Here is a 14465-nt window from a genome sequence, read left to right as displayed (position 1 = left end):
TTAATTCTATAAAACTACATTATTAATATCCTATACACTTCTTAACATTCCGCTATATAAACCCTTAATATTTTCTTAATTTTCAATACATTAATCGTAGAAAAACTTGATCACTGGTATTACAAATATAGAAAAAAAAGCCCTTGTTTTCAAACAAGGACTCTTTTCATAAACTACTTAGCTACCTCTTCTTTCGGCATTACCATACCTTTATAAAGTTGAACAGTTATCCAGTAATAGATGAAATAAATGACTAAGAAAATCCCAATTGGCACCCACACTTTTACAAACGGGTCAACTAATATGAAGCTAAATAAGTTTAGCCCTACTAACACGTGGGAAATTCCAATAACCGCTGGGAAGATAAATAAATATGAAATTTCTTTATATATACTTTTTGTTAACATACTACGTCTCACACCAATTTTTCGTAACATTTCATAACGTCGTACGTCACGAGAAGCACCTGTTAATATTTTGAACATAAGGGAACTTGCCATCATTGCTAAAAATGCAATTCCGAGGAAAAATCCCATAAACATTGTTCCGCTCATGAAGCTGTTCATAAATTGATAAATTGTCATTTTCGTAAATAAGTCTACTTTTACACCTGTTGCTTTTTCAATTTGTTCTTTTTGTCTCTTATCTATATCAATCAACAACGGTTTATATTTTTTCATATCGTCTACTTTTGCTAATGTTACAGTGTGTTCTGTTCCTTGAATTCCTTTATAATGTGCTTCATCTGCAATTCTTACAGGTTTTCCGTTAAATTGATTATGTGTAATTTGTATTTCTCTTACAATTGCATCTTCCCAATCTCTCGGCATACGAGGAAATTTTGCTAATTCAGGAGACTCTAAAGCAGAATATACTGGTTCAGTTAAAGGTTCAGTCACACGTTTACGAACAGGCTCTTTTAAAGTTTTTGTATCAAAGTGGTCTGAAACAAGTGGTGGTTTCGCAGTTAAATCGTTACGTAAGTAATAAACCGCTTCTCCATCAACTTTATACTTGTACTGGCTTTCTTCAACAATTTCCATTTCTTTTAATGCAGCTGTATCTTGTTCATTTGGATCATGAATTACGACATCATATACACGTGAGAAGTCTGTCATAATACCTACATTTTTTTGGAATGCCATACCTGCAGTCATCGCACCTGCGCCCAATGCAATTAACATTGCTACAGTACCTAGTACTCTCGATAAGCTATTCACTCGGAAACGTAGCTGTGCATATGTAAAACTATTTAAGCCCGTTTCATTTCGTTTTTTATTCCCTTTAATTTTCATCACAAAAAATGGGAGCAATGAACTAAAGATAAAATATGTTCCAAGTGTTGTAACGATTGTTGCTATTATAAAACCGAGTTCAGCAAACGTTTTTATATTTATCATAAAATAGTATCCTGTACTTACTAGTAATACACCAGGTACAGTCATTATAATAATGCGAGTTTTACTTTTCTTCACTTCATCTAGTGTTTCATCTTCACGTATTAATTCTAGTTCTGTTTTTCGTAATAAACGGATACTATTCATTAAACCAGTAATAAAAAATAGTATTACGAAGAAAATAGCTGTAACTAAGATTGCTGGTGTATATACAGATGAATAACTACCTTTTGCTGAAATTTCCATACCATTCATTAAAAAATTTCCTGCTACACTTGCAAGTAACATCCCTACTAAAATTCCTATAATAATACTAACAATACCCATACCGAATGTTTCAATAAATAATAACTGTGCTACTTTTTTCTTTTTCGCTCCGAGCATCATGTACATACCGAGTTCTTTTCTTCTTAATGTGAGTAAGAAAGAATTGGCATATATAATATAAAATACAGTAATGAAAGATAATAGTATGGCACCTACCCAAAATACGAGTCTAATACTACTAATGAGACTATTATCTTTCGTAAATTCACTATTCATCGCCATCGTTTGGAACATGTAAAAAATACTAATGCTAATAACGAGACCGATAAGTAAAACCATATAATCTTTTAACATCTTTTTCATACTATGACGTGATAATTTGAATAACATAGTCTCGCCCCCTACTTAGACTCTGCAGCTGAGCCCATATGAGCAAGCACACCTAATATATCTTGATAGAAATCTTCTCGCGTTCCTTGACGCTTTAACTCTTTATATAGAAGACCATCTTGAATAAATAATATACGCTCACAATAACTTGCACTAAATGCATCGTGTGTTACCATCAAAATACTTACATTGTGATTTTCATGTAAATCTTGCATCGCTTCTAATAAGCTTTTTGCATTTTTACTATCAAGCGCTCCTGTCGGTTCATCTGCTAAAACGATTGCTGGATTATGTACTAAAGCTCGAGCTGCCGCTGTTCTTTGCTTTTGCCCACCAGAAACAGCAGTTGGATATTTTGTTAAAATTTCAGTAATTCCTAATTTCTTCGCCACCTCATTTACCTTTCCAGTAATCTCACTTGAAGGTACACCTTGCAGAGAAAGTGGTAAAGCAATATTTTCATAAATTGATAAGTTTTCTAGTAAGTTAAAATCTTGAAAGATGAACCCTAATTTTTGAGATCGAAAATCTGATAATGCATTCCCCTTCATAGAAGTAATATTTGTACCAGCTATTGTCACACTACCACCTGTCGCTTGATCCAATGTACTAATCACATTCAATAAAGTTGTTTTTCCAGATCCAGAAGGACCCATAATCCCGACAAATTCCCCTTCTTTAATATTTAATGACACACCCCTTAATGCTTTTGACTGATTCTCATTTCTTTTCCCATACGTTTTTTCTACACTTTCTACAGTAACTACATTTGTTGACATCTCTTTCACTCCATCCCTTTTGTATAAATTTAATTTCTCACACATTTCTTATCTTTTTCTCATGTAAATTCTTAATATTTTTTAATTATTCTAACTAAAAAGGTTATACAGATAACATGAACCTATTTCCTACTTCATATTCTCATCTTTCTACAACTCGTTCCTTCGATTTCGCTTACATTTACCTTACATTTTTGTAAGGTAAACAAGAAAACACACCAATTTTTAATGGTGTGTTTTCTTTACACTCAATATCCTCTATTCTTTATTTCCTCTTCAATACTTGAGACAAATACATCTAGCGCAACAACTTCTGACTTCTCTCCTCCATATTTACGTACATTCACAGCTCCGTTCTCCAGTTCCTTATCCCCAATAACAAGTACATAAGGAATTTTTTGCATTTGTGCTTCTCTAATTTTATATCCTAATTTTTCATCTCGTACATCTCGTTCGACACGAACACCAGCTTGTGCTAATTTATCCGCAACCTCATCTGCGTATTGTACATGGACTGCATTCGAAACTGGAATGACCTTCACTTGAACTGGCGCCACCCATGCCGGGAATGCACCTCCAAAGTGCTCAATTAATATTGCTAAGAAACGATCTAAAGATCCTAATACTGCCCTATGAATGACAACTGGTCTTTTCTTTTCATTCTTCTCATCTATATAATTTAAATCAAATTTCTCTGGCATTTGGAAATCAAGCTGGATTGTTCCGCACTGGTGACTTCTATTTAAAGCATCTTTAATATGGAAGTCAATTTTTGGTCCGTAAAATGCACCGTCACCTTCATTTAGTCTATATTTATAATTCAATGAATGTAATACATTTGCTAACGCCGATTCTGCTTGTTCCCACAACTTATCATCGCCCATTGAATCTTCTGGACGTGTAGAAAGCTCTACTTCATACTGGAATCCAAAAGTTTTATATACGTAATCAATTTGCGCCATTACGGATTTAATTTCATCTTCAATTTGTTCTGGAGTTACAAATAAATGAGCATCATCTTGGCAAAAAGTACGAACTCTTAATAGTCCATTTAATGCACCGCTAAATTCATGTCGATGCACTTGACCGAACTCACACATACGGATTGGCAATTCGCGATAAGAGTGTAATTTATTTTTGAACATTAACATATGACCAGGACAGTTCATTGGCTTTAATGCAAAGCTCTTATTATCTACTTCTGAGAAATACATGTTGTCCTTGTAATGTCCCCAGTGTCCTGATTTCTCCCACAACTCTTGGTTCATCATAAACGGAGTACGTACTTCTTGATACTTATACTCTTTTTGAATTTCTCTTAAAAATGCTTCTAACTCATTTCGGATAATTTGACCTTTCGGTAAATAAAACGGCATTCCCGGAGCCTCTTCAGAAAACATAAATAACTCAAGCTCACTACCTAATTTACGATGATTTCTTTTTGCTGCTTCTTCAACGAAATGTAAATACTCTTCTAATTCTTTTTGAGAAGCGAACGCAACACCATATATGCGCTGAAGCACTTGGTTATTACTATCACCTCGCCAATATGCACCGGAAACGTGAGTTAATTGAAATGCTTTCAAATAACCTGTAGATGGTAAATGTGGTCCTCTACATAAATCTACAAATTCACCTTGTTTATATAGTGTTACACTTTTCCCACTAGGAATTGCTTCTAAAAGTTCTAATTTCAAACGGTCATTCATTTCTTGAAACAGTTTAGCTGCTTCTTCTCGAGAAACCTCAACTCGTTCTATCTTTATATTTTCATTTATGATTTTTTTCATTTCTTTTTCGATTTTCCGTAAATCTTCTATGTTTACACTACTTGGAAGATCCATATCATAATAAAATCCATTTTCAATAACAGGCCCTACTCCAAGATTTATATCACCATACAATCTTTTTACAGCTTGCGCTAAAATATGTGCCGCGGAGTGTCTTGCAATTTCTACACCTTCATCTGAATCTATAGTAATGATTTCTACTTCCGCATTTTCTTCAATATTTCGGCGTAAATCATATAACCCATCATTTACTTTCCCCGCAACTGCTTTCTTTTTTAAACTATTGCTAATGGATCCCGCAATTTCTTCTAAAGTAATTCCTTTTACAAATTCTTTCACACTACCATCTGGAAATTTAATTTCAATCATTTGTTCTTTCATTTTTCATCTCTCCATTTCATAATAAAAAGCACACTCATCCCTAAAATAGGGACGAGCGTGCTTATACCCGTGGTTCCACCCAGATTCCCATCATAAAAAACATAATGGCTTCATTTACGGTAACGTCGTTTACACGGCACTAGATACTTCATTTCCCCAGTGCAGCTCTAAGGTGGTAAGTTATTTTTCTGCGTTAGGAAGTTCTCAGCTTTCCTTCCTTCTCTGTATAACCGGGGAAAATAACTCGTGTCCTTTTCTTCGCTTATTATGAAATTGAATGCAAAAAAGCATATTCATCCCTAAAAATTAGGGACGAATATGCTTATATTCGTGGTTCCACCCAGATTCCCATTACAAAAAACATAATGGCTTCTTTTGCGATAACGTCGCTTACACGGCACTAGATACTTCGTTTCCCCAGTGCAGCTCTAAGGTGGTAAGTTATTTTTCTGCGTTAGGAAGTTCTCAGCTTTCCTTCCTTCTCTGTATAACCGGGGAAAATAACTCGTGTCCTTTTCTTTGCTTTTTTTAAATACATCCATTAATTGTTATTTACTATATCTTATTCATTTTATTTTTGCAAGTGTTTGGAAAAGATTTTTTATTTAATAAAAAAAGAAACCAAAAAATGTTTTTGGTTTCTCCTTCTCAATTTTACCAATCTTGTGGTTCGTAATTTAAGTCTGCAAATAGACGTCGTTTCTCTTTCTTCGTTAAATCTCTCCACTGTCCAACAGGTAAATTATTCAATTCGATATTCATAATTCTCGTACGTTTTAACGTGTATACTTGATAACCTAAAGCTTCACACATACGACGAATTTGGCGATTCAACCCTTGTGTTAAAATAATTTTGAACTCATATTTTGATAACTGTGTGATCTCACAAGGAAGTGTTTTTGTACCTAGAATTTTAACACCCGCTGCCATTTTTTCTAAGAAATCAGGTGTAATTGGCTTATCTACTGAAACGATATATTCTTTCTCATGTTTGTTTTCAGCACGTAAAATTTCATTAACGATATCACCATCATTCGTTAACAAAATTAAACCATCTGAGTCTTTATCAAGACGTCCAATATGGCTAATTCGTAAAGGGTGATTCACTAAATCGATAATATTACCTTTTACTGATTTTTCACTTGTACATGTAATACCTACTGGTTTATTTAAAGCGATATATACGTGATCTCGAGCAATACGAAGTTGCTCTCCATTTACGCGTACATCATCACCTGGATTCACTTGGTCACCAATTTTTGCAACCTTACCGTTAATAATTACTCTTCTCTCATTAATTAATTTATCTGCTCCGCGTCGAGACGCTTTTCCAGCTTCACTAATAAATTTATTGATACGCAAATTAGGCACATCCTTTTCTAAAAAAATTTCAAGCTCACACTGCTTCTACCGTACAATACAAAAGGGTAAGCCTCCTATTATAACTTAAATATATTAACATGAAAGGGTATATAACGTCTTCTATTAATTTCTTGTTTATAAGAAATTATCTTTATTATACATTCATTTATGCACTTTTTCTGTGCTTAATATACAAGCCATTCTTCCTTACATATAGCTTGTTTACCTCTTATATCTTCTATATCTTCATGAATATTAGCTAGTTTATACAACTCAGGGAAAATCTCTTCTACATAATTTTGATGCGCCATTCCATCTTTCCAATAAGTTAACACTATGTAATGATTTTCATTTTTTAAAGACTTCCCAACAACGCCAGCTAACATTCCTTTTGCTTTTTCCATCCCTTTATTCCAAATTGTTTCTTGTTTATGTAAAAAATACTTTTCTTTTTCCACTTTAATATCACATATAGCAACTCTTACGAATGATCCCTCTGTAACAACGTCTTTCAGAGGCGTATCAGTTATATCATACAAAGTTTGAAATAATTCAATTTCACATGAAAGAAACGTATCCTCTTGATTACTATTTAAATAAATTGTATCGTGGGCACCATTCATAAATGATTGATATGCACTTTTATCTTCCCATAAAGTAAATACACACGCCTCATCTTCATTCCATCCACCAAATTGCCAATGAAATCCATCTAGATGCTGTATATCACGCCATTTTTCTTGTGCCATTGAAAATAACTCTTTTTTCTCTTCTTCTACTTTACAATAGATTGTTTTTAGCAACATTTTTAATTTCCCCTTTAGCATATAATTTATCTTCTTCTCACAATAATTAGTTCACATAATATTTTTATAATCACCCTCCGTGTATAGAAAAGATATAATTTAAATCATTTCTAACCTATTTTCTCTACTTTAAACAACATTATTGTTATATATTATAATTATAAGTTTTTAAATTTTGGAGGCGTTACATATTGCAAAAATTACTTTTTACTAAATGGACAGTTGTTATTTCTATTCTCATCATTTTCGGTACAATTTTCTACGTTACGAATGGTAAAAATAACACCGAAAAAGCCCTTGTAGAAACAGCGGATACAAAAACTTTCAAAACAAAATTACAGCCTAAAATTAATGAATTGACTACTAATTATAATGATATCATCGAAAAGGATTGGTTGCCTGCCTGGGAAGAGATTAACACGAACGGTGATTCAGTAGACAGAGATAAACTATTAGTTACAATGAATGCTGTTTCCAAACAATATGAAAACATTATGAATGAAATAGACATTTTGAAAATTAAAGAAAATATATCGGAAGTACAAATACAAGAACAACTTCTTTATTTCACAACTGAATTTAAGGCTGCTTCTAAATTTATGAAAAACGCGGCAGATTTAATTATAGATGGAGCCACTAACTCTACTCTAAACAGTGCAACAATTGAAAATACGAAACATGCTTTAGGGCTTGCGGATCAACATATTGTTATTGCTTTATCTACTTTAACTGAAGTTGAAGAGAAATTAGGACTTTCGAAAAAATAGAATTCTTTACTATTTTAAAATAAAAAATGATTGCATTTCACTAATTGTATATCTATAATATTTTTATTGATCTTATACACATTCAATGCGTATAGGTTATTAATTTTATAATTCGGATGAACCATTCAGGAGAAGGTCTATTGATCTACCGACGGGGCAAAAAGTTGTTAACCGACTTTGAAACTCTCAGGTCTTGTTTACAAGTAGAACTGCATGGGGACGAATCTCTGGAGAGACTCCCTCTCGCTTTATATAGCGTAGAGGAAAACGAGCACCGAAGGAGCAAATCCGCTACTATAGCGGATAATCTCTCAGGTAAAAGGACAGAGACAAGCGAAAGAAAATGCCGATTTGTATCGGTTTATTTTTCTATCCCTTGTTTCTCCAGAGACCATTTCATTTACTTGAAGTGGTTTTTATTTTTTCTAAAAAAGGAGAATAAAGATGGAGACAGTAAGTAAAGTATTAGAACAAATCAATCACTATGTGTGGGGATTACCAACGTTGTTGTTACTCGTTGGTACTGGTATCATTCTCACAGTGCGTTTAAAAGGTTTACAGTTTAGTAAACTATTATACGCTCACAAACTAGCTTTTAAAAAATCAGAAGATACATCTTCCTCCGGAGATATTAGCCACTTCCAAGCACTTATGACAGCTATGGCGGCAACGATCGGTATGGGAAATATAGCTGGTGTTGCAACTGCTGTGACGATTGGTGGGCCTGGTGCAATCTTTTGGATGTGGATTACTGCTTTATTCGGTATGGCAACAAAATATGCCGAAGCAATTCTTGCGGTGAAATACCGTGTTAGTAATGAAAATGGTGAATATTCAGGTGGGCCAATGTACTATTTAGAACGTGGTTTAGGTAAGAAATGGCTTGCAGTTTTATTTGCTATATTCGGTACAACTGCTTCTTTCGGTATCGGGAATATGGTGCAATCTAATTCAGTTGCAGAGGCAATGCGAATTAATTTCTCTTTCCCTCCTGCTTTAACTGGTATAGTAATGTCATTTTTAATCGCTATCGTTATTTTAGGCGGTGTAAAAAAAATCGGGAAAGTAACAGGATATGTTGTTCCTATTAAAGCTTTCTTTTATATCATTGCTGGTCTTATCATTATTTTCTATCACTACGATCAAATTCCTGAAGCATTTTCACTTATTTTTTCTGGTGCGTTTAATGGTACTGCAGCTGCTGGTGGTTTTATCGGTGCAACAGTTGCATCAGCTATTCAAATTGGAATGGCGCGCGGCGTATTTGCAAACGAAGCTGGTTTAGGGAGTGCCCCTATTGCCGCGGCGGCTGCAAAAACTGATTCCCCTGCAAAGCAAGCTTTAGTTTCAATGACTGGTACTTTTCTAGATACGTTTATTGTATGTACAATTACAGGACTAGTTTTAATTACTACAGGCGCATGGAAGTCTGGTAAAACTGGGGTTGAAGCTACAACACTTGCGTTCCAATCTGTATTCGGTACTGCTGGTAGTATGATTCTTGGTATCGCCATTATTTTATTCGCCTACTCTACTATTTTAGGCTGGTCGTATTACGGTGAGAAATGTGTAGCTTATTTATTTGGAGAAAATGCCGTTAAATATTATAAAGCAATCTTTATTGTCATGATTGCTATTGGTGCGAATTTAAAATTAGGCATCGTATGGACATTTGCGGATATTGCAAATGGACTTATGGCGATTCCAAACTTAATTGGTCTTATTGGGTTAAGTGGTATTGTTGTTGCTGAAACGAATCGCTTTTTACAAGCAGAGAAATTGAAAGAAAACCATAAAAAACAAGCAAGTTAATCTAAAAAAAGGAATGACTCATACATAATGAGCATTCCTTTTTTCGTTTTCTTACTCAGTAAATATCATTAAAAATATATTTATATAAATCTTTCTCTTTTTTATTCCACTAAAAGTTTTTCACATAAATGTCATAAATCGTATGGTCTAACTATATAGTTGAAAAGGAATGCGACATTAAAGTGTCGCTGAAAAACTCATCCAAGAAAAGGGAGGAAAAATCTTTTGAAAAACAAAATCATTGTTTTCCTATCTGTTTTATCATTTATTATTGGTGGTTTCTTCTTTAACACGAATACTTCAAGTGCTGAAACATCATCTACTGATTACGTTCCTAACCAATTAATCGTTAAGTTCAAACAAAATGCATCTTTAAGTAATGTGCAATCTTTTCATAAATCTGTCGGAGCTAATGTCTTATCTAAAGATGATAAGTTAGGTTTTGAAGTCGTACAATTTTCAAAAGGTACTGTAAAAGAAAAAATAAAAAGTTATAAAAATAATCCAGATGTAGAATATGCGGAGCCTAACTATTACGTTCATGCATTTTGGACTCCGAACGATCCTTATTTTAATAATCAATACGGATTACAAAAAATTCAAGCCCCGCAAGCTTGGGATAGTCAAAGAAGCGATTCTGGTGTAAAAGTGGCTATTATTGATACAGGAGTTCAAGGATCACATCCCGATTTAGCTTCTAAAGTTATTTACGGATATGATTATGTTGATAATGACAATATCTCTGATGATGGCAATGGACACGGTACACACTGTGCAGGAATTACTGGGGCACTTACGAATAATGGCGTCGGAATAGCTGGTGTTGCACCACAAGCATCGATTTATGCTGTTCGTGTATTAGACAGTCAAGGAAGTGGTACTCTTGACGCTGTTGCCCAAGGTATTAGAGAAGCTGCAGATTCAGGTGCAAAAGTAATTAGTTTAAGTTTAGGTGCTCCAAATGGTGGTACTGCATTACAACAAGCTGTACAATATGCTTGGAATAAAGGCTCTGTTATTGTTGCAGCTGCTGGGAATGCTGGAAACACAAAAGCTAATTACCCTGCTTATTACAACGAAGTTATTTCAGTCGCTTCTACAGATCAATCAGATAAAAAATCTTCATTCTCTACTTATGGTAGCTGGGTAGATGTTGCAGCTCCAGGATCAAATATATATTCTACTTATAAAGGAAGCACGTATCAATCATTAAGTGGTACATCTATGGCAACACCTCACGTTGCAGGAGTCGCTGCTCTTTTAGCAAATCAAGGATATAGCAATACACAAATTCGCCAAATTATTGAGTCAACTTCTGATAAAATTAGTGGTACAGGTACGTACTGGAAAAACGGTAGAGTCAATGCATATAAGGCTGTACAATATGCGAAGCAATTACAAGAAAATAAAGCTTCTTAAGAAATAAAGTAAAACTTTAATCAGTTGATCTACTAAAATAGAAGGAGAGACTTCCACAACTAAAGCCTCTCCCTCTCCTTCTTATAAACTATATTACTCTCCCTGCTTTTTAACCATATGTAAATACAGAACAAAATCCATCATTGTCGACGAATGACCAAGTTGACGGATCATCGCTGTTATATTTCCTCTATGATATGTACCGTGATTTACAACATGTTGTACTAACTCTAAAATTGAAGTTTCTAATTTTCCTACATATGGATTCTCGATAACAAATACAGCATTCACATCTTGTATTGTACTTAAAAAGTCTTTATATTGATTTGCCATGTTTTCAAACATTTTTTCTAATTCATGTAACGATTTGTTTTCCATTTGTTTTCGTAATTCTTCTCGGCCTTGTATTGCTTCATTCATACTTTTACCATGCAATATGTGTAACCACACTTGATCTGTAATATAAATATGGGCAAACGTATCCTTGATTGATGGAAATGCACTCTGCATCTGTTCAGTAAAAATAGTATCATATTTTGGTAATTCTTTTAGTCGATTGAATAATCGTATATTAGCCCAAGCATGGTAATCCACTTGTTTTAACATGTACTCTTTCAATCGAAATCGCCTCCTTATTGTATGAAACGAATAGTTTGTTTCTTTATTTCTGATTCCCTATCAACTTTTGCAATCCCTTTTTCTTTCATTTCATATTTATTTACCGTTTTATATTTTACATACGTCTGAAATTCCGTTTGAAATGGAAACGGTGTAATCCGAATAGTTTCCTCATCTATCCATTCAGCTTGAATAGGTTTCTCTTCTTTACTATTAAACATTTCTGTTCCTTCAAAACCATCTTTAAACAAATCAATTTCATCTTTCTTTTCTACACCTGATTTATTCATACAGACATATAAAGAAAGTTCATCGCAAAACTTTAATAATCTATAATGTTTATCGAACATCACAAATTGCTCTTTTGTTAGCGTTGTCAATATTCTTTTTTGTCGTTCCAATTCACCTGCATAAAATGTCATCATCTCTTCATCTTCCTCATTTAATGGAAATGATAAAAAATGCTTACTACAAAGTAATGCTCCATATGGATTGGAATCTTCAATTTCATTCAAACCAATCGTATAAAAGACAAAGCGTAATGAACTTGGACAATCCATAAATGTATATGGGATATTTTTAGCATCATTCAAAATTGGTACTTTATCAAGTTCTATCCATCCTCTATCATGCTCATATATTGCATCAATTGTCTCTTTTAAATATGTATCATCTTCAAAAAAATCTTCTTTTATATGCTTTGCAATCTCTCCAGCTAAAAAACCATGATCATGTTGACGAATTAATATACTTTCTTTCTCATCCTTTTCACGAAAAATCATCCGTATACTCCCCCTCATCCTCATATTACAGCGTTTTCTATTCATCAATTCTTAATTAATCCCTAATTGTTAGCAGGGATTCAGTTTCTTGCAACGAAATTAACATAACTATATAGCATTCTTTCTAACAATATAAATAGCTTTATCTTTACTATCTATTATACTAAATCATTCATTCCAAAAAATTTTTTTATGAGGTGAAAACATGAACAAAACAGAATTAATTAAAAATGTCGCACAATCAGCTGATATTTCTCAAAAGGATGCTTCTGCAGCTGTACAATCTGTATTTGACACAATTGCTACTGCATTACAGTCTGGCGATAAAGTTCAATTAATCGGCTTTGGAACTTTTGAAGTGCGTGAAAGATCTGCTCGTACAGGACGTAATCCACAAACCGGCGAAGAAATTCAAATCGCTGCTGGTAAAGTTCCTGCATTTAAAGCAGGTAAAGAGTTAAAAGAAGCTGTGAAATAAACAAGAAACCAGCCATTTTAGGCTGGTTTCTTGTTTTAATTTAGTAATTGCTTTATATTTTCTGCATGATACACCTCGCAAATATAAAATATGCATCTGCAGTTACTTACAATTTGATATTTTCTTGTTGGATACACATGCGCCGAAACAGAGCATCCATCGAACAATTCAATAATATTCCCAGAAGGCTGATATCCTTCATATAATACGTTCCTTCTTACTTCCATCTTCTCTATAAGTTTTTCAACTGGAATGTTTCCACTCTCTAGCTCCCTCTTTATTGTATTTGGTAAAAACGAGGTATCCGCAAAAATGAGATTTTCAGATAATACTTTTCCTTTATAACTAATATTGGATACACGGTAAAGAAATGTTCCGTTTTTATCAAAGAAACTCTTTGCTTCTTTCGGGATATACTGTCTATCCAGCACCTCTTGTTCTAGAACATCAAACTGAACTGTATCATTCAATAACTTTTCTAAAGCATGAATAGATGATGTATCTCCAGAAAATAAAATATTTTTAATTGCTTGTACATGATAAGTGAATTCATTTGTTCTATTTTCCGCTACTAGCATGAGGAACACCTCTTCTATAAAATATTTTATTAAACTTATTTATAATTTAAAAGCGCTACTGCATCCAGCTGTATGATTTCGGTGACTTCTTTACTAAATATTGCAATTGAAGCCATATAATCTACACTTGGCCTTAAATCTCTCATCACTGTATTTTCTACTAACTCTTGTCTATCCTTAAAAACTAACAAGTTTGGAGAATCATTTGGAGCTGATATAGTAATATCCACTGGTGGAATCATTAGACCTTCACCTGTCGCCTTGAGCACAGCTTCCTTTCTAGTCCAATATGTTAAAAAACCTTCTATTTTTTGTTCATTAGGTAATTTCATAACTTGCGCTATTTCAATGTCGGTTAATACGCCTTCTGCCATTTTCATAACATCAACATTTGGATTCATTTGTTCAACATCAACGCCTACAGGTGCAGACTTTGTAAATGCAACAACAACCCAATCACCCGAATGCGAAACAGATAACTGCGGCATCCCCTCTGGTAATTGTGGTCTACCATGTTGTAGCTTACATACTGGGCACATTCGATTAATTGGAACTTGAATTGGCGACATAGAAAGCATTTTACCTAGAACTAATCTACTAATTACACAGCCTATTATAAAACGGGCACGATCTGCCGAATGATGATATGAATTTGCTTTTTCTCGTTCAACATCATTTAGTAAATTGTAATGCCATGATTGTAAATCCGAAATCCTTCCCCACCATATTTGACAATCATTCTCATTCAAAATTGGTATAGAATCTACAACTTTACTTTCTATCATGTAAACTCTCTCCTTCTAAATACCCAATGTAGATTTATTCCAAAATAATATTAC

Annotated in this window: 13 protein-coding genes, 1 riboswitch and 2 other annotated features; of the genes, 4 read left to right on the top strand and 9 right to left on the bottom strand. The window is 33.8% G+C overall.

Going from position 1 to position 14465, the window contains the following annotated elements; genetic code table 11:
• Window positions 1-173 precede the first annotated feature (173 nt).
• The 5 genes from PDQ68_RS02080 to PDQ68_RS02060 all read right to left on the bottom strand — a co-directional run bounded on the left by PDQ68_RS02080 (window position 174) and on the right by PDQ68_RS02060 (window position 7172).
• Window positions 174-2054: an FtsX-like permease family protein gene (locus tag PDQ68_RS02080; protein ID WP_270786568.1), complete on the bottom strand. Its 1881-nt coding sequence runs from the start codon at window positions 2052-2054 to the stop codon at window positions 174-176.
• 11 nt (window positions 2055-2065) lie between these two features.
• Entirely contained in the window at window positions 2066-2833 is a 768-nt protein-coding gene (locus tag PDQ68_RS02075) for an ABC transporter ATP-binding protein (RefSeq protein WP_000106418.1), read from the bottom strand.
• Between the two features lie 248 nt (window positions 2834-3081).
• Complete coding sequence (gene thrS, locus PDQ68_RS02070) at window positions 3082-5004, bottom strand: threonine--tRNA ligase (protein ID WP_061182862.1); 1923 nt, start codon at window positions 5002-5004, stop codon at window positions 3082-3084.
• A gap of 44 nt (window positions 5005-5048) precedes the next feature.
• Window positions 5049-5272: a binding site (T-box leader), on the bottom strand.
• A gap of 37 nt (window positions 5273-5309) precedes the next feature.
• Window positions 5310-5533 (bottom strand) — a binding site (T-box leader).
• A gap of 125 nt (window positions 5534-5658) precedes the next feature.
• On the bottom strand, window positions 5659-6366 hold the full coding sequence (gene rluF / locus PDQ68_RS02065) for a 23S rRNA pseudouridine(2604) synthase RluF (RefSeq protein ID WP_001222167.1): 708 nt from the start codon (window positions 6364-6366) through the stop codon (window positions 5659-5661).
• Between the two features lie 185 nt (window positions 6367-6551).
• Window positions 6552-7172, bottom strand: a complete 621-nt coding sequence (locus tag PDQ68_RS02060) for a YdbC family protein (RefSeq protein ID WP_061182861.1) — start codon at window positions 7170-7172, stop codon at window positions 6552-6554.
• 191 nt (window positions 7173-7363) lie between these two features.
• On the opposite strand from PDQ68_RS02060, the gene PDQ68_RS02055 reads away from it, so the two are divergent.
• From PDQ68_RS02055 to PDQ68_RS02045, 3 genes are all read left to right on the top strand, one after another.
• Window positions 7364-7939, top strand: a complete 576-nt coding sequence (locus tag PDQ68_RS02055; protein WP_061182860.1) for a hypothetical protein — start codon at window positions 7364-7366, stop codon at window positions 7937-7939.
• A gap of 217 nt (window positions 7940-8156) precedes the next feature.
• A riboswitch (glycine riboswitch) is annotated at window positions 8157-8276 on the top strand.
• 107 nt (window positions 8277-8383) lie between these two features.
• The gene (locus tag PDQ68_RS02050; RefSeq protein WP_061182859.1) at window positions 8384-9751 is read left to right on the top strand and encodes an alanine/glycine:cation symporter family protein; all 1368 of its coding nucleotides are present in this window, start codon (window positions 8384-8386) and stop codon (window positions 9749-9751) included.
• Between the two features lie 225 nt (window positions 9752-9976).
• Complete coding sequence (locus PDQ68_RS02045; protein ID WP_016717443.1) at window positions 9977-11170, top strand: S8 family peptidase; 1194 nt, start codon at window positions 9977-9979, stop codon at window positions 11168-11170.
• 93 nt (window positions 11171-11263) lie between these two features.
• Here the strand turns inward: PDQ68_RS02045 and PDQ68_RS02040 are convergent, their stop codons facing one another.
• Both PDQ68_RS02040 and PDQ68_RS02035 read right to left on the bottom strand, forming a co-directional pair.
• The gene (locus PDQ68_RS02040; RefSeq protein WP_016717442.1) at window positions 11264-11788 is read right to left on the bottom strand and encodes a DinB family protein; all 525 of its coding nucleotides are present in this window, start codon (window positions 11786-11788) and stop codon (window positions 11264-11266) included.
• A gap of 14 nt (window positions 11789-11802) precedes the next feature.
• Window positions 11803-12570, bottom strand: a complete 768-nt coding sequence (locus PDQ68_RS02035; protein ID WP_270786567.1) for a DUF3891 family protein — start codon at window positions 12568-12570, stop codon at window positions 11803-11805.
• 205 nt (window positions 12571-12775) lie between these two features.
• Between PDQ68_RS02035 and PDQ68_RS02030 the strand changes: the two genes are divergently transcribed.
• Entirely contained in the window at window positions 12776-13048 is a 273-nt protein-coding gene (locus PDQ68_RS02030) for an HU family DNA-binding protein (RefSeq protein WP_001043907.1), read from the top strand.
• A 35-nt stretch (window positions 13049-13083) separates the two neighbouring features.
• Here the strand turns inward: PDQ68_RS02030 and PDQ68_RS02025 are convergent, their stop codons facing one another.
• The gene (locus PDQ68_RS02025) at window positions 13084-13626 is read right to left on the bottom strand and encodes a hypothetical protein (protein ID WP_000959131.1); all 543 of its coding nucleotides are present in this window, start codon (window positions 13624-13626) and stop codon (window positions 13084-13086) included.
• A gap of 35 nt (window positions 13627-13661) precedes the next feature.
• A complete protein-coding gene (gene sfp / locus PDQ68_RS02020) occupies window positions 13662-14411 on the bottom strand; it encodes a 4'-phosphopantetheinyl transferase Sfp (protein WP_016717439.1) in 750 nt (249 codons plus the stop codon).
• Window positions 14412-14465 lie beyond the last annotated feature (54 nt).

Origin of the sequence: Bacillus cereus group sp. Bc010 (assembly GCF_027716745.1) — a bacterium.
Taxonomy (GTDB): domain Bacteria; phylum Bacillota; class Bacilli; order Bacillales; family Bacillaceae_G; genus Bacillus_A; species Bacillus_A pacificus.
Note: the sequence above shows the minus strand (reverse complement) of the source record. Positions and strands in the feature narration are given on the sequence as shown.

What these genes read in the sequence shown, in the direction of transcription:
- PDQ68_RS02035 (WP_270786567.1), bottom strand. Translation starts at nt 12,570, where the DNA reads ATGATTTTTCGTGAAAAGGATGAGAAAGAAAGTATATTAATTCGTCAA.
- PDQ68_RS02025 (WP_000959131.1), bottom strand. Translation starts at nt 13,626, where the DNA reads ATGCTAGTAGCGGAAAATAGAACAAATGAATTCACTTATCATGTACAA.
- PDQ68_RS02060 (WP_061182861.1), bottom strand. Translation starts at nt 7,172, where the DNA reads ATGTTGCTAAAAACAATCTATTGTAAAGTAGAAGAAGAGAAAAAAGAG.
- PDQ68_RS02050 (WP_061182859.1), top strand. Translation starts at nt 8,384, where the DNA reads ATGGAGACAGTAAGTAAAGTATTAGAACAAATCAATCACTATGTGTGG.
- thrS (WP_061182862.1), bottom strand. Translation starts at nt 5,004, where the DNA reads ATGAAAGAACAAATGATTGAAATTAAATTTCCAGATGGTAGTGTGAAA.
- PDQ68_RS02075 (WP_000106418.1), bottom strand. Translation starts at nt 2,833, where the DNA reads ATGTCAACAAATGTAGTTACTGTAGAAAGTGTAGAAAAAACGTATGGG.
- sfp (WP_016717439.1), bottom strand. Translation starts at nt 14,411, where the DNA reads ATGATAGAAAGTAAAGTTGTAGATTCTATACCAATTTTGAATGAGAAT.
- PDQ68_RS02080 (WP_270786568.1), bottom strand. Translation starts at nt 2,054, where the DNA reads ATGTTATTCAAATTATCACGTCATAGTATGAAAAAGATGTTAAAAGAT.
- PDQ68_RS02030 (WP_001043907.1), top strand. Translation starts at nt 12,776, where the DNA reads ATGAACAAAACAGAATTAATTAAAAATGTCGCACAATCAGCTGATATT.